The 18934-nt window shown below is 70.6% G+C and carries 16 protein-coding genes and 3 tRNA genes; 7 read left to right on the forward strand and 12 right to left on the reverse strand.

The window, feature by feature from the left end; all coding sequences use genetic code 11:
• Positions 1 to 21 precede the first annotated feature (21 nt).
• The 5 genes from AB0P17_RS14275 to AB0P17_RS14295 form a co-directional block, all read right to left on the reverse strand.
• The gene (locus tag AB0P17_RS14275; RefSeq protein WP_365810739.1) at positions 22 to 1320 is read right to left on the reverse strand and encodes a bifunctional glycosyltransferase family 2/GtrA family protein; all 1299 of its coding nucleotides are present in this window, start codon (positions 1318 to 1320) and stop codon (positions 22 to 24) included.
• 25 nt (positions 1321 to 1345) lie between these two features.
• Positions 1346 to 2995 carry a HAMP domain-containing sensor histidine kinase gene (locus AB0P17_RS14280; protein ID WP_365810791.1) on the reverse strand — a complete coding sequence of 550 codons (1650 nt, stop codon included), beginning with the start codon at positions 2993 to 2995 and terminating at the stop codon, positions 1346 to 1348.
• A 26-nt stretch (positions 2996 to 3021) separates the two neighbouring features.
• Positions 3022 to 3777 (reverse strand): response regulator transcription factor, encoded by a 756-nt coding sequence (locus tag AB0P17_RS14285; RefSeq protein ID WP_365810741.1) that lies wholly within the window; start codon positions 3775 to 3777, stop codon positions 3022 to 3024.
• 69 nt (positions 3778 to 3846) lie between these two features.
• Positions 3847 to 4761 carry an amidohydrolase family protein gene (locus AB0P17_RS14290; protein ID WP_365810742.1) on the reverse strand — a complete coding sequence of 305 codons (915 nt, stop codon included), beginning with the start codon at positions 4759 to 4761 and terminating at the stop codon, positions 3847 to 3849.
• A gap of 1 nt (position 4762) precedes the next feature.
• A complete protein-coding gene (locus AB0P17_RS14295) occupies positions 4763 to 5650 on the reverse strand; it encodes a DUF2797 domain-containing protein (protein WP_365810743.1) in 888 nt (295 codons plus the stop codon).
• Positions 5651 to 5721: 71 nt separating this feature from the next.
• Between AB0P17_RS14295 and AB0P17_RS14300 the strand changes: the two genes are divergently transcribed.
• From AB0P17_RS14300 to AB0P17_RS14310, 3 genes are all read left to right on the forward strand, one after another.
• Positions 5722 to 6222 carry a hypothetical protein gene (locus AB0P17_RS14300; RefSeq protein ID WP_365810745.1) on the forward strand — a complete coding sequence of 167 codons (501 nt, stop codon included), beginning with the start codon at positions 5722 to 5724 and terminating at the stop codon, positions 6220 to 6222.
• A 277-nt stretch (positions 6223 to 6499) separates the two neighbouring features.
• Positions 6500 to 7222: an alpha/beta hydrolase gene (locus AB0P17_RS14305; protein WP_365810747.1), complete on the forward strand. Its 723-nt coding sequence runs from the start codon at positions 6500 to 6502 to the stop codon at positions 7220 to 7222.
• 76 nt (positions 7223 to 7298) lie between these two features.
• Positions 7299 to 7373, forward strand: a tRNA-Trp gene (locus AB0P17_RS14310).
• A gap of 37 nt (positions 7374 to 7410) precedes the next feature.
• Here AB0P17_RS14310 and AB0P17_RS14315 read toward each other — a convergent pair.
• From AB0P17_RS14315 to AB0P17_RS14325, 3 genes are all read right to left on the reverse strand, one after another.
• Positions 7411 to 8982, reverse strand: coding sequence for a hypothetical protein (locus tag AB0P17_RS14315; RefSeq protein ID WP_365810749.1), 1572 nt, complete (start codon positions 8980 to 8982; stop codon positions 7411 to 7413).
• Between the two features lie 185 nt (positions 8983 to 9167).
• Positions 9168 to 9536 (reverse strand): hypothetical protein, encoded by a 369-nt coding sequence (locus tag AB0P17_RS14320; protein ID WP_365810751.1) that lies wholly within the window; start codon positions 9534 to 9536, stop codon positions 9168 to 9170.
• A 66-nt stretch (positions 9537 to 9602) separates the two neighbouring features.
• Positions 9603 to 10208: a signal protein gene (locus tag AB0P17_RS14325; protein ID WP_365810753.1), complete on the reverse strand. Its 606-nt coding sequence runs from the start codon at positions 10206 to 10208 to the stop codon at positions 9603 to 9605.
• A 244-nt stretch (positions 10209 to 10452) separates the two neighbouring features.
• Between AB0P17_RS14325 and AB0P17_RS14330 the strand changes: the two genes are divergently transcribed.
• Complete coding sequence (locus tag AB0P17_RS14330) at positions 10453 to 11097, forward strand: dihydrofolate reductase family protein (protein WP_365810755.1); 645 nt, start codon at positions 10453 to 10455, stop codon at positions 11095 to 11097.
• A gap of 224 nt (positions 11098 to 11321) precedes the next feature.
• Here the strand turns inward: AB0P17_RS14330 and AB0P17_RS14335 are convergent, their stop codons facing one another.
• The 3 genes from AB0P17_RS14335 to AB0P17_RS14345 all read right to left on the reverse strand — a co-directional run bounded on the left by AB0P17_RS14335 (position 11322) and on the right by AB0P17_RS14345 (position 14082).
• A complete protein-coding gene (locus AB0P17_RS14335; protein ID WP_365810757.1) occupies positions 11322 to 12848 on the reverse strand; it encodes an FAD-binding oxidoreductase in 1527 nt (508 codons plus the stop codon).
• Positions 12849 to 13745: 897 nt separating this feature from the next.
• Positions 13746 to 13818: transfer RNA gene (locus tag AB0P17_RS14340), tRNA-Arg, on the reverse strand.
• 173 nt (positions 13819 to 13991) lie between these two features.
• Positions 13992 to 14082 (reverse strand) — tRNA-Ser (locus tag AB0P17_RS14345).
• A 215-nt stretch (positions 14083 to 14297) separates the two neighbouring features.
• On the opposite strand from AB0P17_RS14345, the gene AB0P17_RS14350 reads away from it, so the two are divergent.
• Entirely contained in the window at positions 14298 to 14771 is a 474-nt protein-coding gene (locus AB0P17_RS14350; protein ID WP_365810759.1) for an SSI family serine proteinase inhibitor, read from the forward strand.
• Positions 14772 to 14862: 91 nt separating this feature from the next.
• Here the strand turns inward: AB0P17_RS14350 and AB0P17_RS14355 are convergent, their stop codons facing one another.
• Complete coding sequence (locus AB0P17_RS14355) at positions 14863 to 16077, reverse strand: transposase (RefSeq protein WP_365810761.1); 1215 nt, start codon at positions 16075 to 16077, stop codon at positions 14863 to 14865.
• A gap of 51 nt (positions 16078 to 16128) precedes the next feature.
• Here AB0P17_RS14355 and tnpA point away from each other — a divergent pair, with 51 nt between their 5' ends.
• Both tnpA and AB0P17_RS14365 read left to right on the forward strand, forming a co-directional pair.
• The gene (gene tnpA / locus AB0P17_RS14360) at positions 16129 to 16557 is read left to right on the forward strand and encodes an IS200/IS605 family transposase (RefSeq protein WP_365810762.1); all 429 of its coding nucleotides are present in this window, start codon (positions 16129 to 16131) and stop codon (positions 16555 to 16557) included.
• Between the two features lie 248 nt (positions 16558 to 16805).
• Positions 16806 to 18920, forward strand: coding sequence for a PAS domain-containing protein (locus AB0P17_RS14365; RefSeq protein ID WP_365810764.1), 2115 nt, complete (start codon positions 16806 to 16808; stop codon positions 18918 to 18920).
• Positions 18921 to 18934 lie beyond the last annotated feature (14 nt).

Consider the following 18934-nt stretch of genomic DNA (forward strand, 5'->3'; position numbering starts at 1 on the left):
CGTCGGGCTGAAGAGTCGTGGTCATCGGGCGTCCCTTGAGGAGAGATCGGCGGAGGAGGAAGCGTCTGCGGGGCTGTCGGTGCGCCGGTCCGGGAAGACCCAGGCGCGCAGGAGCAGGAAGCGCAGCACCGTCGCGGCGAGGTTGGCGGCGATCAGTACGGCCAGTTCGACGGAGTGCGCGGGGTTGCCGGAGGCCGCGTCCAGGGCCGCGAGCGAACCGCTGGTCAGGGCGAGGCCGATCGCGAAGACGACCAGGCCCTGGGCCTGGTGGCGGACGGCACCGTCCCGGCCGCGTACCCCGAAGGTGAGCCTCCGGTTGGCGGCGGTGTTGACGATCGCCGAACTGAAGAGGGCGGCGGCATTGGCGAGTTGTGGACTCGCTGTGGTGCGGAAGAGCGAGTACAGGAGAAGATAGAAGAGCGTGGACAGGGCACCCACGACACAGAAGCCGACCAGTTGCCTGGCGAGACCGCCGGGAACCCCACTGATCCGGCGGTCCCTCGGATCGTCCCCGAAGGGCCTCGCCAGCCGGTCCAAAGGCAGCGCGCCCACCGCGAGCGCACGCCCCACGCGCCAGACGCCCTTCAGATCCTCGGTCGCGGTGCTGATGATGTTCACCGTGGAGTCGGGGTCGTCGATCCAGTCGACCGGCACCTCGTGGATCCGCAGTCCGGCGCGCTCGGCGAGCACCAGCATTTCCGTGTCGAAGAACCAGCCGGTGTCCTCGACCATCGGCAGCAGCCGCTGGGCGACATCGCGCCGTATCGCCTTGAACCCGCACTGGGCGTCACTGAACCGAGCCGACAGGGAGGACTTGAGAATGAGGTTGTAGGCCCGCGAGATGAACTCACGCTTCGGCCCCCGCACCACCCGCGACGACCGGGAGAGCCGGGAGCCGATCGCCAGATCGGAGTGCCCGGAGATCAGGGGGGCGACCAGCGGCAGCAGCGCGTTCAGATCGGTGGAGAGGTCCACGTCCATGTAGGCGAGGACGGGTGAGTCGGAGTGCGACCAGACGGTACGGAGCGCCCTCCCTCGCCCCTTCTGCTCCAGGCGGTACGCCCGTACCTCCGGCAGCTCCGCGTCCAGCCGGGCGGAGACCTCGGGGGTACGGTCGGTGCTCGCGTTGTCCGCGATCGTGATCCGGAAGCTGTAGGGGAAGGTACGGGCGAGATGGTCGTGCAGACGCCGCACACATGGTTCGAGGTCCTGGTCCTCGTTGTAGACGGGAATGGTCACATCGAGTACGGGGGCCTCGGTCACCTCGACCGGGAGATGCTCCCGGGCCGGGAGGGTGCCCCATGAAGTGTCGGTTCGCATGGTCAGACACTCGCGAGGCGTGCTGTCACGGCCGTGTGGTGAGCCTGTGCCCTGTCTGTGAGTCGTACGGGACCGGCCCCCGCGGCGCCTCCGGACCCCGCGGCGCCCCAGCGTCCCGTGGCGTCCCACCGGCCCGCGGCGCCCCGGCGCTCTGCGGGATTGCCGTATCCGATCCCCACGCGGCCGGCGCGTGCGGCAGCCGTACGGAGAAGACGGTCCGGCCGGGGGCGCTCTCGACCGTCACGGTCCCGCCGTGCGCGGTGACGACCGCCTGGACGATCGCCAGACCGAGCCCGGTGGACCCTGCCGCGCGGGAGCGCGAGGCGTCGCCGCGCGCGAAGCGCTCGAAGACATGGGGGAGCAGCGCGGGAGGGATACCCGGCCCGTCGTCCCGCACATCGAGCACGACCGAGGCACCGTCCCGGCGCACACGGGCGACGACGGTGGTGCCGGGCGGGGTGTGCGTACGGGCGTTGGCGAGGAGGTTGACGAGGACCTGGTGGAGCCGGGAGGCGTCACCGTGCACGGTGGCGGGCGGCTCCTCGGGCCCCGGCAGCTCCAGCCGCCAGTGGTGGCCCTGCCCGGCGGCGTGCGCGTCGCTGAGCGCGTCCACGACCAGCGGGGAGAGATCGGTGGCCTCGTACGAGAGAGGGCGTCCCGCGTCGAGCCGTGCCAGCAGCAGCAGATCCTCGACCAGCCCGGTCATCCGTTCCGCCTCGGCCTCGATCCGGCCGAGCGCGTACCGGGTGTCGGGGCCGGTCTCCTCCCGGCCGCGCCGGGTCAGTTCGGCGTACCCGCGGATGGAGGCCAGCGGTGTGCGCAGCTCATGGCCCGCGTCGGCGACGAACTGCCGGACGCGCGTCTCGCTCTCCTGCCGGGCGGCGAGCGCGGAGCCCACGTGTCCGAGCATCCGGTTGAGCGCGGCGCCGACCTGCCCGACCTCGGTACGGGGATCGGCCTCGGCGGCGGGCACCCGGACGAGCGGCGCCACCTCCCCGCTGTGCAGCGGCAGTTCGGAGACCTGGGTGGCGGTGGTCGCGACCCGCCGCAGCGGACGCAGCGCGACCCCGACGAGGGCCCCGCCGGCGATCCCGGCCGCGACCAGACCGGCGAGGGTGACACAGACCTCCACGAGGACAAGGGTGTTGAGATTGTCCTGGACGTCCTTGAGCGGGATACCGACGAGGAAGTCGCCCTTGAAGCCCTCGATGTAGGTGACCCGGTAGTCGCCGAGTCCCGGCAGCGCGACCGTGTGCGGGCCGCTGTCCCGCGCGACGGTGGCGAGGGCGGCGCTCTGTGCCGGGGTGAGGTCCTTGTTCGAGACCGGCGGCCAGGAGGAGCTCTTCTGCTCATCGCTGACGAGGCCGCGGCCGACCGTCCCGTCGGCCGAGACCACCGCGCCGACGGTGCCGAGCGGCGCGCCACCGCCGGTGACCACCTCCAGCGGATCCTTGCTGCCGCCGGGGACCCCGCCGGGCGGCGGGGCGTCGGCGACGACCCCGTCCCGGGGCCCCGCGGCGCGTTCCGCGACGGACCGTACCTGCTGGTCCAGCTGGCCGTACAGATAGGAGCGGAAGGCGATCGTGGTGACCGCCCCTATCACCGCGGCCACCACGGCGATCAGCGCGACCGCCGACACCACCAGCCGGGTCCGCAGCGACCAGCGCCGCCCCATCACCCCTCCGGTGCCCTTCGCACGCGTCATCGCGGGGCGTCACCGGGCTCGCCGGGCTTGATCAGATAGCCGGCGCCGCGCCGGGTGTGGATCATCGGCGGGCGGCCCGCGTCGATCTTCCGGCGCAGGTAGGAGATGTACAGCTCGACGACGTTGGCCTGGCCGCCGAAGTCGTACGACCAGACCCGGTCGAGGATCTGGGCCTTGCTCAGCACCCGGCGCGGGTTGCGCATCAGATAGCGCAGCAGCTCGAACTCGGTCGCCGTGAGGTGGATGGAGCGCCCGTCGCGGGTGACGTCGTGGCTGTCCTCGTCGAGGGTCAGGTCCCCGACGACCAGCAGCGACTCGCTCCGTACGGCAGCCGCGCCGGAGCGCCGGATCAGCCCGCGCAGCCGGGCCACGACCTCCTCCAGGCTGAACGGCTTGGTGACGTAGTCGTCCCCGCCCGCGGTCAGCCCGGCGATCCGGTCCTCGACGGAGTCCTTGGCGGTGAGGAAGAGCACCGGCACCTGCGGCAGTTCGCGGCGCAGCCGGCCGAGGACGGCGAGACCGTCCATGTCCGGCAGCATCACGTCCAGCACCACGGCGTCGGGCCGGAACTCCCGCGCGCCGCGCACGGCACCGGCGCCGTCCCCGGCGCTGCGCACCTCCCAGCCCTCGTACCGCAGGGCCATGGAGAGCAGCTCGGTGAGCGAGGTCTCGTCGTCGACGACGAGCACACGGACGGGGCTCCCGTCCGGCCTGAGCATTTCGGTACGCCCGCGGGGCGAGGTGAGGGTCATGGTGCCCACCCTGGGCAAGCGCTCTGAGAGAGGCCTTGCCGCTTCCTGTGAATCCCCTGAGAATGCGGGTCACGCCGGGACGGGACCGAGACCGAAGAGCCGGGCCCCGTTCCCGTGGCAGACCGCGCGCAGCCAGCCGTCACCGAGCCCGAGCCGTTCCAGGGCTTCGAGCTGATGGACGTACGGGTACGGCAGGTTCGGGAAGTCCGTGCCCAGCAGGATCCGGTCGCCGAGACCGGCGAGCCGCGCCCGCTCCGCGTCCGGGAAGGGCGCGAACTCCTCGCTGAAGTCCGTGAAGGCCATCGTGGTGTCGAGCCGTACCTCACCGTACCGCTCCGCGAGATCCAGGAAGTCGGTGTACTCCGGCATCCCGAGGTGCGCGACGACCAGCCGCAGCCGCGGATGCGCCGCGAGCAGCCGCCCCACCGGTCCCGGCCCGGTGTGCTTCCCGGGCACGGGCCCCGAACCGCAGTGCATCACCACCGGCACACCGGCCTCGGCGAGCAGCCCCCAGGCGGGGCCGAGCAGCGGGTCGTTCGGGTCGTACGCCCCCACCTGGACGTGCGCCTTGAAGATCCGCGCACCGCCCTCGACGGCTTCCCTCACATACCGCCCGACGCCCTCCTCGGGGAAGAGCGTGGCGGTCCGCAGACAGTCGGGCGTACGGTCGGCGAAGCCGGCGGCCCAGCCGTTCAGCCAGCGGGCCATGCCCGGCTTGTGCGGGTAGACCATCGACGTGAACGCGCGGGCGCCGAACGCGCGGAGCAGGGCGAGGCGTTCGGCCTCGTCGTGGCGGTAGGTGATGGGCCACTCCCGGCCGGTGAGGGGCCCGGCGGAGTCGAAGTAGGCCCACACCTTGCGCAGGACGCGGTCGGGCATGAAGTGGGTGTGGACATCGACGAGTGCGGGCACCCCGATCCGCTCCCGGAACCGCCGAACGGCATCCACCTCACCGCCCACCTCACCGCCCATGTCATCGCCCATGTCAGAACAGCCCGTCCTGCACATCGCCGCCGGCGCCCCGTACCTCCGCGACGGGCACGGTGACCGCGTCCGCGCCGCCGCCCTCGACCAGCTCCCAACCGCTCATGAGCCGCGTGTCCAGCACGACCACCTCCCTCTCGTCACCGGCGGGGGCGAGATGCAGATCGGGCCCGGCGGCGGCGACCAGCCGCCCCGCGACGCTCCCCCCGTCGACCAGTTCGCCGACCACCCCGCGCACGGCCGCCGTACCCGTACGCTCCAGCCCGAACACCCCGGCGTGGTCGACGGCACCGAACGCCATCCGCTCCAGCGACTGCGGCCACCCCTCCAGCGCCGCCGCCCGGGCGTGCAGCCGCTCCACCTGGCCCGCCCGCTCGACCGCCCCCGGCAGCGCGTACCGCACGGCCCGCTTCGCCGCGTACGGGACCCGGTCCGGCACCCCGAGGCCCCTGCGCACCAGCTCCTCCGTCCGCCGCGCGGCCATCAGCGGCCCCCGCCCGAGCCAGGAGAACACCACCGCGCCCTGCTCCAGCAACCGCGCGGACCCGCGCTGCTCGGCGGTGATCCCGACCTTCACCATGCCGGGCCCGAACCACGCCAGGTAGACGCGGTAGGTGCGCGGATCGTCGGCCAGGGTGTCGGCGGCTACGGAGTGCGCCCGCTCCAGCCGCGCACACTCCCCGCACCGCCCGCCGGTACTCCGCCCGGGGACCACCGCCCCGAGGGGACACGCATTCCCCCGCGCCCCGACACAACGGCGCGCCCCGACGGCACGAAACCCCAGGTCACGCCCGTACACCAGAGCGCTCTCCCGCACCTCCCCGCCCCGCCGCCACCGAAGCACGGGCGCCCCGCCGTCCCACCGCAGCCGCTCGCACCGCCACGCCATCCGGGTACCTCCTCCACCGCCTGGCTGACAGCATGACGCCTTCGACGCAACCCACGCACCCGAGGACACCCATGAACAGCACCCACCCGAACGGCGCTCCCCCGCCCCCGGAATTCATCCGCTACCAGGGGACGGCCCGGAGCCCCCGCGGCCACTTCCCCGGCGTCTTCGCCCTGGCCAACGGCCTGGCCAGGAGCGGCGCGCTGACCGAGGAGCAATGGCGCTTCTGGCGGGCGGGCAACGACTGGTACGACGCGAACTATCCCGACCCGTCGACCGTCGACCCGCTGGTCTACGATCCGGAGCGTCACCCGGGAGCGGTCGCCTGGTTCAAGCCCTCCCCGGAGGCGGAGCCACTGATCGCGCGCCTCGCCGGCTACCTGGAGCTCCTCACGGCGCACGGCGTCGGCTGGCAGGAGATGCGCTCGACGGACCCGGGCAGGGTGGTCTACGAGGACGTGTACCAGGTGGTCACCGTCCCGCACTCCCAAGATCAAGCGGCGGAATCACCGTTCCGGAACACCGGAGCGGCTCCAGGCCGATCCGGCCTGGAGCGATGGCCGAGCCACTGAACGCTTTCAACAGGGCGTCACCACACAGGCCCGAAGCCCTTGACCACACGGCCTTGGCTCACAGGCGAGCGGCTCCGTGGCGTCCGGCCACGGAGCCCCCGCGAAAACCCGTTGGCGGACCGCGCCGGCCACTGCTACCTTCCCGGAGGCCGTGCGAGAGAACGAGGAGGTGGTACCCGTGAACGCAGTATCGACATGGGTGCTCCCCTCCGGGGTCACGGTCGGGCGATAGGTCGTCCGGGAGCGCCGTTCACGCGCACTCCCGAAGGACACGACCATGCGATTCATTTCCGAACGTCGCCTCGACGACGGCATCCTCGAACGCGAATTCACCCTCGGCGAGATCCCCGGCACCCTGTGGACGCCGGAATCCGCCGCACCCGTCCCGCTGATCCTGATGGCCCACAACAACGGCCTGCCCAAGGGGGAACCCCGGCTGGTGGCCCGGGCCCGGCACTCCGCGTCGTACGGCTACGCGGTGGCCTCCATCGACGCCCCCGGATGCGGCGACCGGCCCCGTTCCGCCGCCGACGAGCAGGCCCGCGCCGACCTCCGCCGGGCGATGCGGGCCGGCGAGCCGGCCGACGGGATCTTCGAGTCCTTCATCGGCCCGCTGGTCGAAAAGGCGGTCCCGGAATGGCAGACCACCCTGGACGCCCTTCTTGCCCTGCCCGAGATCGGCGGCCCGGTCGGGTACTCGGGGTGGACCGCCGTCGGCATCCGGCTGGCGGTGGCCGAGCCGCGCATCGCGGCCGCCGGTTTCTTCGCCGGGGGCTACGTGCCCCACGCCCAGCGCGAGGAGGCCCGGCAGGTCACCATTCCGCTGCTGCTCCTGCTGCAGTGGGACGACGAGGGGAACCCCCGGCAGCGGGCCCTGGACCTGTTCGACTCCTTCGGCACCAAGGAGAAGACGCTGCACGCCAATATGGGCGGGCACACCGGTACCCCGTGGTTCGAGGTGGACGACGGGAACCGGTTCTTCGGCCGGCACCTGACGTGACACCGGTCCCCCGGGCCGGCAGCGGACGGTAGCCGTCAGGCGGTGCCGGCGGCACCTCTAGGATGACGGACGGGGCAGAGCCGTAGCGCAGAGGTCGTCGCGCGCGGTCTCCAAAACCGCGAGGACGCCGGTTCGATCCCGGCCGGCTCTGCCTTCCCCGACGGCGTCGCGGTGGTGCCTTCCGCCGATCAGGCCGAGGACAGCTGTTCCGCGATCTCCTTGACCCACGCGGCGCTCTTCGCCGGGTCGTTGAGGGAGTTCGCCCACTCCTCGGCACTCTGCCGATGGTTGGCGGGGCCCGATTTGAGGGCGCCGAGAAGGGCTCTGGCCGATTCCCGCATCGCGGCCGATGTGTCGCCACTCCCCTTGATGTCCGGGCCCGCCGCCAGTCCGTAGAGTTTGCGCGCCATGGCCTGGCGTTCGCCGTTCTCCACCTTCTTCCAGAACTTCAGGGACTCCTTCAGCGCATCCTCGCGGGAAGCGGGCTCCGCCGTGGTCTCGTCCGCCGCCCAGCGTTCCGGGTGGCGGGCCCCGTCGTAGCGCTTCTTGCCCGCGCGGCCCGCCCGGTAGGCGGTGACGCCGAGGATGAGGCCGGCCGCGCCCGCGGCGAGGCCCCAGCCGACCGGGTTGCTCGCCAGCCCGGCACCGCCCGCCGTGGCGGCGACCGCCGTCACGATGCCGCCCGCGGCCTTGGTGGACTCGCCGACGGCGGTCAACGCCTGCTTGCCCATCTTGTTGCGCTGCTTGCCGAGCGCGTACGAGTGCACCGTGTCCATCGTGTTCACGTCTTCGGCCTGCCGGAGGTCTCTCGCGGCGTCGCGGGCGTCCCCCATCGCCGACCAGGCCGCTTCGACGGCGTCGGCAACGTGTTCCAGCCGGGCCGGGCCCTCGTGGCCCCAGTGGGCGTCCAGCGCGACGTACGCCTCGGCCGCGGCCCACTCGGCCTCCTGCCGCGCCTGGTCCAGCCGGGCCAGTGCCTCGTCGTCGACACGGTCCGACTTTCCGAGACCTTTCAGGGCGCGGTATTTGCGGGCCGTCAGCCCGACCCGGCCCGCCGCACGGCCGCCCTTCACCGCGCCGACAACACCGGAGCCGATGCCGCTCGCCTCGGCCGCCGTCGCGGCACCCGCCACCTTCTGGGCCTTGGTCAGCTCCTTGGCGATACCGAGGGCGTAGCTTCCGGAGCTGGCGGCTCCGACGACCGCGTCGGCCGACTTGGTGTTGGCCTTCTTGTCCGCGGTGTGGAAAGCGGCCCCGTCCTTGTGCTTCTTGGCGTCCTTCTTGGCCTTGGCCGCCTCCATGCCGCTGAGCACGGCGCCGGCGGTCTCGGTGACGAGGTTCCCCGAGGCGGCGGCGGTCCCCGAGGCGCCCGCGGACTGCTTGAGCCCTTCGTTGACCGTGGCGGAGGCCTGCTGGGAGAAGCCCGCGTTGGCGGGCACCTGGACGCCCTTGACGAAGGTGTCGATCAATTCGAGATTCTTCTTGAGCTTGTCGAGGATCCGGGCGATCCGGTCGCGATAACTCTTCGACCCGGAGGCCGCGTTGCCGTTCTCCGGCGCCTTCCCCTTCGCGGTGCCCCTGGCGCGCTGCACCATCGCGGTCGCGGCTCGGTTACCGGCGCTGGACCCGATATCCAGTAAGGCGCGCTCCGTCGAGTTCCCGGACGCGCTCCGGTCCCGACTCCGGTTCTGGCGCTGCCGGTTCGGCGTCGGAGCAGCCACCGACTGCCGAGTTGAGGTGTGGTAGACCGGCGTGCTCATGGACGTACCTCTCCTCTGCCGGACCAGGGCGAGTGGAGAGTAGCCAGGCGTGGCCAACAGAAGGCGTGCAGCGGGGAAACTCTTCACGGATGGCGCGGAACGCGTTGTGGTGGATGCGGGAGGAGGAAGCACGGCTCACGCTTCCCTCACCTCACCAAGTGCGGCCGACGGCCACCTCTCCCGTGCTACGTGGCGAGGATCTCCCCGAACACCCGTGGCACCCACTGATCGAGCCGGTTGCCGAACGCCGCCGCTGACTCGATACCGAAGGCCGGCAGGGTTCCGGCGTCGTCGAGACCGGCGAGGAAGTCCACGTCGGCCCAGCCACCGCGGAAGAGCACCACGGACAGTTCGGTGTCGGCCGGGCCGGTGATGAGCACGCCGACCGAGTCGGGGTCACGCACGATGGCCCGGTCGGTCTCGAATCGCTGGGGCCATGGCGCGGCTTCGTCCCGCCATGTCATCCGCCCGACCTCAAGGCCGGCCCTCAGCCAGCCGGCAGCCCGCTCGTCAATGACCGCGGCCGCCTGATCGAGATCAACGACTCGTTCCATGTGCAGATCATGCTCCGCCCCGGTGCCGTATTCCACCGGCTTACGTTCCGGGAGTCCGCCCCTCGCCTACGCGGCGCCCACCGTCAGGGTGTAGTCCACACCAACCGTGAAATCGCCGGACCGGCCGCGGATCGTCAACGTGTGCTTCCCGGGCTCCAGCGGAGGCAGTTGGACCCAGAGTCCGCAGGCCGTCGTGGTGAAGCGTCCACCCGTGCCCGTGACGGGGTTGCCGGCGACGCTTTCCACCTCGATCGGCTCGCCCCGCTGAGTGTCCGGGGCGACGTTCTTCCCGTCCAGAACGGCGGCACCCTCGGCGGTCCTCATGAACCCCGCGCAGTCCGCCGGCTCACCGATCCGGTTCAGCAAGGGGAAGGCGATCGGCACTCCGGCGGGGATGCCGCACGTGCGCTCGGTGTGGGTGCCGAAGGTGCCGGCGAGGAACCACACGTCCGGCGGCTGGTTCCGCTCGCACGCGCTGCCGTTCTGATCGGCGACCGGGTTCGTCAGCTCGGGCTCCGTCGACGCCCACGTCCACCACCGGCTCTGCAGCGTCCCGGACGCGAGACGACCCTCCCGGGCTTCTCCGGCTTCCTGATCCGTCCCGGACCCGCACCCCACAAGCGCGGCCAGCATCACAGCCGTGAGCCCCGCCCCGACCGTACGGATCTTCATGAGTGCCCCTCCACCCCCTCGCACGAATGCTTCGACTCCCCAGCCGTCGTGCGATACAAACGGTCACCCTAACCGGGAACCGGCACCGGACCCGCACCCTTCTGGTCCGCCGCCACGGGGTCCGATTCCTCGCACGCCGTGGAAAAAGCCGCGCGTCGCTGTCGATCCGGCCACCTCCCGTTCGACGTAATGGTGTGCGGCGCTCCGCCGCACGATGACGCGACAGGACCTGACGAGGACAGACATGGATCAACTGCTGAGAGTGATGAACTTCAACGTCTCAAGTGACGGAATCGCAGCCGGTGAGGCCCAGAGTTTCGAGCGGCCGTTCGGCTTCGACCATCCCGAGAGGCTGTTCGCCTGGGCCGGAGCCACGGCGAGCTGGCCCCTGCGCACGGATTCCGAGGGGAGCCGGGGCCTGGACGATTACTTCACGCGGGACTTCGCGCGCAACATCGGTGCCGAGATCATGGGCCGCAACAAGTTCGGGCCCCAGCGCGGGCCCTGGCAGAACCACGAATGGCGCGGCTGGTGGGGGGAGGAGCCCCCGTTCCGCACGCCGGTGTTCGTCATGACCCACCACACGCGTCCGTCGTTCACGCTCTCCGACACCACGTTCCACTTCGTCGACGGCGATCCGGCCACGGTCCTCGAACGTGCGCGGGAAGCGGCGCGGGGCAAGGACGTCCGACTTGGCGGCGGGGTCACCACCATCCGGCAGTTCCTCGATGCCGGCCTCGTCGACACCATGCATGTGGCGGTCTCACCGGTAAGGCTGGGGTCCGGACTGCGGCTCTGGGAGTCCCCCGACGAACTGCTCGACCGGTTCCACCTGGAGGTTGTGCCCAGCCCGAGCGGCGTGACGCACCACCTGTTCTGGCGAAGGTGAGGCTTGGGGCCCCCGAGTTCAGGCTGCGACTGTGAGAGGGCCGACAGCCGGACCCTCAGCCCCGCCCGCAAGCAGAAATCCTCACTCTGAACGAGCAGAGGGATCGTCAGCAATCTGACGATCCCTCATGCACGGTCGAGGCCAACGACGCCCCTTCGACCGCGTCGGGCCCTACGTGAAAGGCCGAGCCCGACCGGGGCGGGGCCCCGACGGCGAACTGTCGATCAGCGTGTCGCGGGCGGGATGCTCTGCTCGTACTGGAAGACGTTGCAGGGGTCGTACTTCGCCTTGATCTCGCGCAGCCGCTCGAAGTTGCGTCTCCCCCAGTAGGCGGTCTCCCACTCCTGCATGCCGACGTTCGGCACGTTGACATAGGCGCCGTCCACGAACCTGCGCATCGCCTGGCTGAATTCCGCGGTCCAGGCCTGGCACTCCGAGGTGAGCGGGTCGCAGACGCCTGGTGTCGTTGAAGGAGTCCCCCAGGCTGCGCCGATCTCGCCGTAGAAGATCGCGTCGCGGTGCACGAAAGCGGTGCCGCCGCGGGGCTCCTCCTTGATCGCCCCGCCGAAGGCATCCACGAAGTAGTTGCTTTCCTCCGTGGGAGCGTTTCGCATGAAGTGGCCGATAACGTCGATCGCCTTCTCCGGGAACAGCTTCTTGGCGAACTGTGAGAAGAACTTCACGTTGGCGGGCTCCTGCGAGCGCGGGACCTGGGCTCCGGCATAGATGGGGCCCCAGTTACCGACCTGCACCTGCACATCGGGCGTGCCGATCGACAGGATCGGGGCCAGCATCTTTCTGGCCTCTTCCTCCGTGCCCTCCGCGAGCCAGGCGAACAGCAGGATCTGGGACTTGTGGATCTCGACCTCGGATCCGAGGCGGTTGTCGGCGAACGGTACCGTACGCTGCCATGCGTCGAAGATCCCATGCAGGTCCGTAAGACCGTCCCAGGTCGCCTGCACATAGGCGATGCGCTTGAGCGGGTGCACCTTGTAGGTGAGTTGCGTGACGATTCCGAAGTTGCCGTTTCCCGCCCCACGGAGCGCCCAGAGCAGGTCTGAGTGGTCCTTCAGGTTGGCATGGATCACCTCGGCGCAGTCGCTACCCGACGGGACGACGATCTCGGTCCCGATCAGGCTGTCACAGGCCATGCCGAGCCAGCGGTTGAGGGGGCCAAGGCCGCCGCCGACCGTCGCACCGACCAAGCCGACGCTGCCCTCGCTCCCGGTCGTGACCGCGAGGTCCTGCTCGGCGAGCGCCGTCACCGCCTCCAACTGGGTCAGGCCCGCGCCGACCGTCGCGATACCAGCGGCGGCGTCGATGTGGACCGACTTGAGCTGGCTGACGTCGATCACGATGCCGTTGTCGATGTTCGACCAGCCCTCCAGGGCGTGGCGGCCGCTGCGTACCCGCAGTGCGACGTTGTGCTGCCGCGCCCAGGTGAGGGCGTTCACCACGTCCTGGGTCTCCTGGGCGAAGACGATGACCAGCGGGTAGTGAGAGAACAGCTGGTCGTAGTCGATGCGATCATCTGTGTACGAGTCGTCACCGGGGCGGACGACGCGACCGGTCAGCTTCGCCGGCGGACATCCCGTAGCCCTTTTGGTCGGGTCGCTCGCGGCCAGAAGGCCCGAGGTGCTCGCGGCCGCAATGTCCGGCGCGCCCGCGGCCGTAAGGCCCGGGATGACGACCGCCCCGGCACCGGCGGCCGCTGACGCTCTGAGTAGGTAGCGGCGGGAAAAATCGCTCAAGGTCCAGATCCTCTCGATCGGGCTACGCCGCTACGCTGAGGGAGCCCTTACCCGCCAGCCGCCGGGCAGTCCTTTGTGGTCGACCCCCGCACGGTAACGGGGCGACCATGCGGTGTTTCCCGACACGCCAATTGAGTACGATGACGACAGCCTGAAGGAGTAACGCAGCGGGATCCCGTCATAACCGGTTTGGGATGCACCGCGTCCTGCTCGAAGCTATCCCTTGGTCCGAGCGGTCAGAATACGCGGGTGCTCTCAAGGATGATGGGCTCGCCGATCCTGCTGGTCAGGTCAGCATCTCGCAATGGCCCGACGAACCGCCTTTCTGATAAGAATTTGTGGGCGTGCCCTCTTTCCTGCATTCCATGACCCTGCCGCAAGGCGGACTTGTCATGGGGCGATTCGCGCCTCCGCGCGAATCGCCCCAAGGCCACCGCGGGCAACCGTCAGGAGGATCGCTCCGAGGCGACAGCATTCGAGCTGCTCGGCGCTCGGCAAGAAGCGGCTGAACGGGTTGTCCCCTGCGGATATCCGTCGCTTCCTCACGGAGTTCAAGAACGCGTGCCTGTGCTGTCCACGCGGCGCCGACCGCGAGCGTCCCGAGGGGAAGCGCGCGTGCTGTGCCGTGGGCCGGTGCCGCAACCGGCTCCCGTCCGCCCGGACTGTCCCATACGTCCACGCCGTACTGCGGTCGGCTCTGCAACAGGCGATGTAGCTACCGCTCGTCTCGACCGGCCTGCGCCGGGGGGGAAGCGCTCGGACTCACCTGGTCCGACTCCGACGACGAGCCGGAAGGGGGAGGGAGTGGACGACCGACGGCGGGTTTCCGGCCGCGTTGATGTCATCCGTTGACGTCAAAGGCCCCGCCGGACGAACCGGCGGGGCCTTTGAACTATGTGCACTCGGCAGGATTCGAACCTGCAACCTTCTGATCCGTAGTCAGATGCTCTATCCGTTAAGCTACGAGTGCTTGGCGTTCCGGGCTTTTCTTCCCGGTCGGCGTTGCGGGAACAACATTACATGACCTGCGGCGTCAGGCGAAATCCATTACCCGCACCCCCTCTGACCTGCAGAGATACCGAAAACCTCGGGGGAACGACCGAAGCCCCGGCCATGGGGCCGGGGCTTCGGTGATCGACGCTGCGGAGGCGGAGGGATTTGAACCCTCGATGGGCTTTAAGACCCAAACCGCATTAGCAGTGCGGCGCCATAGACCGGACTAGGCGACGCCTCCAGCTTCCGTGTCGCGCGGGCGCGAAACGGGTGCGTGCAGATGATGACACAGCCAGGTGGGGTGTCACCAATCGCTCCTCACGGTACTAGGCAGGTGGGCCGCAGGGCAAAGCACATACCCGTGCGCAACGCCGGGGGCCGGCGCGCGTTAGGCAGGGGGCCGGGGGTCGGCCCCGGGTTCTGTTCGTCAGGTTCAGGTCACTGTCAGGAGCCCTCATGCTGCGTCTGCGTCTCCTCGTTCTCGGTGTCGCCGCGTCCGCCGCCCTCGTCGGTACGTCCGCCGCCGCCACCGGCGCCCCGCTCGCGCCCGTACCGCTGCCCCTCACCGAGGAGGCCTGGCCGCAGGAGGCCGCGGCACCCGGGGATCAGCTCACGGTCAGCGTCGCCGGTTCCGGGGCCGCCGCGGCCGACGGTACGTACCGGCTGACCTGCCGGCCCGTCGGCGGGACGCATCAGCGGGCGCGGGCCGCCTGCGACCGGCTGGCGGAGCTCGCCCGGGCGAGCCGGGATCCCTTCGCGCCGGTCGGCCGGGACGCCATGTGCACCATGCAGTACGGCGGTCCCGCCACCGCCCGCGTCACCGGGACCTGGCGGGGCCGCGCCGTCGACGCCGCCTTCGACAAGAAGAACGGCTGCGAGATCTCCCGCTGGCGGACGCTGGAGCCCGTTCTTCCCGGGGCCGGTGAATAGGGCCGGCGGACCGGGGCCGGGGGTGCTGAAGGCCCCGGGCGTACGTGATGTGACCGTGACTCCTCCACTCCGTAAACGGGGTGGCTTCTCGCTATGCCTGGTTGGCGTTGCGACGGCCCAGCCCGGCCCGTAGAACGTTGGTTGCTCCGACGGCGTCAGCGTGTGCCTGGTGGCCGCACGAGAGGCAGCGGAACTTTTCCTGGGTGGGCCGGTTCTCCTTGGCGGTGTGCCCGCATTCAGGGCAGGTGCGGGAGGTGTTGCGGGGGTCCACTGCCATCACTTCCCGCCCGGCGCTTTCAGCCTTTGCGTTCAGGATCGCGAGGAACACCCCCCAGCCGGCATCAGAGATCGAACGGTTCAGCCCGGCCTTCGCGGCGGCCCCGTTGGGCAGGAAGCTGCCCGGCTGGTCGGGGTCGGGCTTCGGGGCAGGGGCCTTGCTCATGTTGCGGACCTTGAGGTCTTCGTGCGCGATGAAGTCGTGCTCACGGACCAGGCTGAGCGCGGTCTTGTGCGCGTGGTCCAGACGCCGGCGGCGCACCTTGCCGTGCAGAGCCGCGACCTTGTCCACGGCCCGCTGGTGGTTGCGGGTGCGGTCCTTGGCCTTGCGGCGGGGGAAGCGGCTCAGTGCCTGCTGCGCGATTTCGAGCTTCGCGGCGGCCTTGCGTGCGTGGCGCGGGTTGGCGACGTGTACGCCGTTGGAGTCAGTGAGGAACGAGGCGATACCGAGGTCGATGCCGACTACTGAGCCGGTCGCGGGCAACGGCTCGGGCTGAGGCTGCTCAGCGGTCAGCACGACGAACCACTTACGGCCCTCCCGCTTGACCGACACGGTCTTGACCTTGCCGGTCACCGACCGGTGCTGGTTGACCTTGACATGCCCGACGCCCTGGAAGCGGACCCGGGTCACTGGGTCGTGCGGGGTGGAGTCCCACCGGCAGCCGTCCCCGTCCTTGGGGAATTCCACCGTGTCGAACCAGTTCACCCCGCGGAAGCGCGGGTACCCGGGCGTGTCCCCGGCTTTGATCCGACGGAAGAAGCCAGCGAACGCCTTGTCCAGCCGGCGCAACGTCGCCTGCTGCGAGGAGAAGGACCAGCGGCCCTGTTGCTCGGGGTCGAAAGCCCGGATGTCCTTGAGCTGTCCGGACTGCTGCCCGTACTTCACGCTCGTCTTCGAGGCGTGCCGGTAGGCGTCGCGACGTTCTTGCAAGGCCCCGTTGTAGAGGGAGCAGTGATCGCGCAGCATCTCGCCCAGCGCGGCCTGCTGGCCCACGGTGGGCCGCATGAGGAACTTGTACGCACGGATCACCCAGCCCACCCCCCTCCCGGTCGAGCCTCTTGATCCTACTACATTTGGTTCATGTCACCACGTTGGGAACCAAATGCCGATATCCGCCGGGGTCGTCACGTCGTTCACAACCTGCACGCGCACTTGGTGTTTGTTACCAAGTACCGGGGTGAAGTGTTCAACGACGACATGCTGACGCGCTGCGAAGAGATCATGCGGAACGTCTGCACCGACTTCGGCTCGGACCTGATCGAGTTCAACGGCGAAGAAGATCACGTGCACCTCCTGGTCCACTACCCCCCGAAGGTCGCCCTGTCGACCCTGGTGAACTCGCTCAAGGGAGTGTCCTCCCGCTACCTGCGGCAGGAGTTCACCGGCCGAGTCAACCGCCTCATCACGCACGGCCGGTTCTGGTCGGGTTCCTACTTCGCCGGATCCTGCGGTGGCGCACCGCTGACGATCGTCAAGCAGTACATCGAGCAGCAAAAACGTCCGCTCTAGCCTGCGGGTCAGAGCAGTTCCGAGATCGGATTCCCTCCCCGCCTTAAGGCGGGGATTCCCTCCGAAGAGAGGGATGGCACAGGTCACGCGCACCCGCCCCGGGCCGCGGCCCGGAGAGAGGTACCCCTCATCGCCGCCGCTGCCCCCGTCCCAGCCCTTAGACTCCCATCAGTGACAGGCCGGGAGCCGAGAGGCAAGATGGGTGCGGCCGTCCGCAAGGTGCAGTGGTTCAGGGAGGAAGCGTCGTCGTGAGCAGCAGGCCATCCCGAGGCGCTGCTCGCCTCGCGGCGATACTCGACGCACTCCCCGACGGCCTGGTGCTCGTCAACGCCAACGGCACGGTCGTCAACGCCAACACCATCGCCCTGGAGATGTTCGAGGCCCCCGGCACCGCACTGGTCGGCCGCGGGCTGCTCGACCTGCTGCCCGAGTTCGACTCGAAGCTGATCCCCGGCTCGATGCGGCGCCCCGCCTCCGCCGACGCCCGCGGCCGTACGAAGCCCACCCGCATGATGGCGCGGCGCACGGACGGCAGCGAGTTCCCGGCCGAGGTGACCAGCGCGAGCCTGGAGGACGGCCGGGACGCGTACAACGACTCGCACAGCTATACCGGCGACGAGCTGCTCATGCTCGTCGTACGGGACCTGTCGGGGACGATGGACACCGAGGCCGAGCTGGCCCGCTCGCAGCGCCAGACGGAGATGATCCTGCGGGCCGCGTCGGAGGGCGTCGTCGGCACGGACACCGACGGGCGCGTCGTGCTCGTCAACCCGGCCGCCGCGCAGATCCTCGGCCACCGCGCCAGTGACCTGGGCGGGCAGGAGCTGCACCCGCTGATCCTGCACTCGCGCGCGGACGGCGAGCCGTTCCCGTACGAGGAGTCCCCGCTCGCGGACACGCTCCGCTCCGGCCGCAAGCACCGGGTGCGCGGGCAGGTCCTGTGGGCGAAGGGCGGCAAGAAGGTGCCGGTCGATCTGACGACCGCGCCGGTGCGGGACGGCGACCAGCTCGTCGGCGCCGTGATGACCTTCACCGACCGGCGCCCGTACGACGAACTCATCGAGCAGCACGCCGCCGAGCTGACCGCCGCCGAGGAGCGGCGTACCGCGGAAGTGGCCGAGACCGACGAGCGGCTCACCGCCGAGCTGACGGAGACGACCGACCGGCTCACCGCCGAGCTGGCCGCGGCGGAGGAGCGGCACGCGGCGGAGCTGGCCGACCGCAGTGACCGGTACGCGGCCGAGATCGAGGGGCTGACGGAGCGGTACGGGGATGTCGCGGGCCGGCACACTCAGCTCACCGCCGTGCTCGGCGAGGCGCTGCGCGGGCCGCTGGATGAGCTGCGCGGCGAACTGACCACCCTCGCCGCCGACCCCGCGGGCCACCTCTGGCCCGAGGCCAACCAGATCCTGCACCATCTCGCCGCCGGGTACGCGCGGATGACGACGCTCGTCGACAACGTCCTCGGCTACCAGCGGCTCGACGCCGGTACGGAGACGCTCACCAAGGCGAAGACCCTGCTCGACGGGGTCGTGGCGGCCGGTGTCGAGGGCGCCGTGGAGCTGATCGGGCCCGGCCGGGCGCAGTTCGCGGTGCACGCCCCGCCGATCGAGGCCGAGGTGGACGGCGTCCGGCTGGCGACGGCGCTCGCGCATCTCGTCGCCGATGTGGCCGGGGTCGACTCGACGGGCCGTACGAAGGCGGCGTCGGCGGCCGGCGGTTACGTCGACTCGACCATCGTGGTGGCCGCCGCGCAGCGCGGCGACGTCGTACGGATCGAGGTGCGCGGGCCGTTCGCCGGGGGCGACCCGGTGCACGAGCCGATCGTGCGCGGGATCGTACGGGCGCACGGCGGCGTGCTGCAGACGCACGAGGTGCCCGGGATGAACGGCAGCGCGTACGTCCTGGAGCTGCCGCTGGGCGAGGGCTCGGGGGCGGTTCCGCCGCCCTCCGCGGTGCCCGGCGGGGAAGGCACGCAGGGAGCGCAGCATCAGGCGCCTTCGCCGCATCCGGGCCCCGGGCAGGGTCCCGGGACCTCGGGCGGCGGCAGGCGGCGCGCGCGGCGGGCGTCCACGGACGCGTTCCTGGAGTCCCCGGTGGAGGACACGGGCGAGCAGGACCGGGAGCCCACGGGACGGCGCAGGGCCCGCGCGATCGAGTCCGGGGCCGGCAGCGCGGGCGGCTCCGGTGGCGCGGGGGCCTCTGGAGTCGACGGTACGGCCGGTGCCGGGAGCGGTACGGGGCGGCGGCGCGGGCGGCCCAGCCCGGCCGAGGACGCGGCTCTCCATCACCCCGGGCGGCGCGTCCGGGAGCCGTCGGCTGAGGTCGTGCAGCCAGCCGGGGCGCGAGCCGTACGCGGGTGAATACGATATGTAGG

The organism is Streptomyces sp. NPDC088124 (genome assembly GCF_040685895.1).
Lineage (GTDB): Bacteria > Actinomycetota > Actinomycetes > Streptomycetales > Streptomycetaceae > Streptomyces.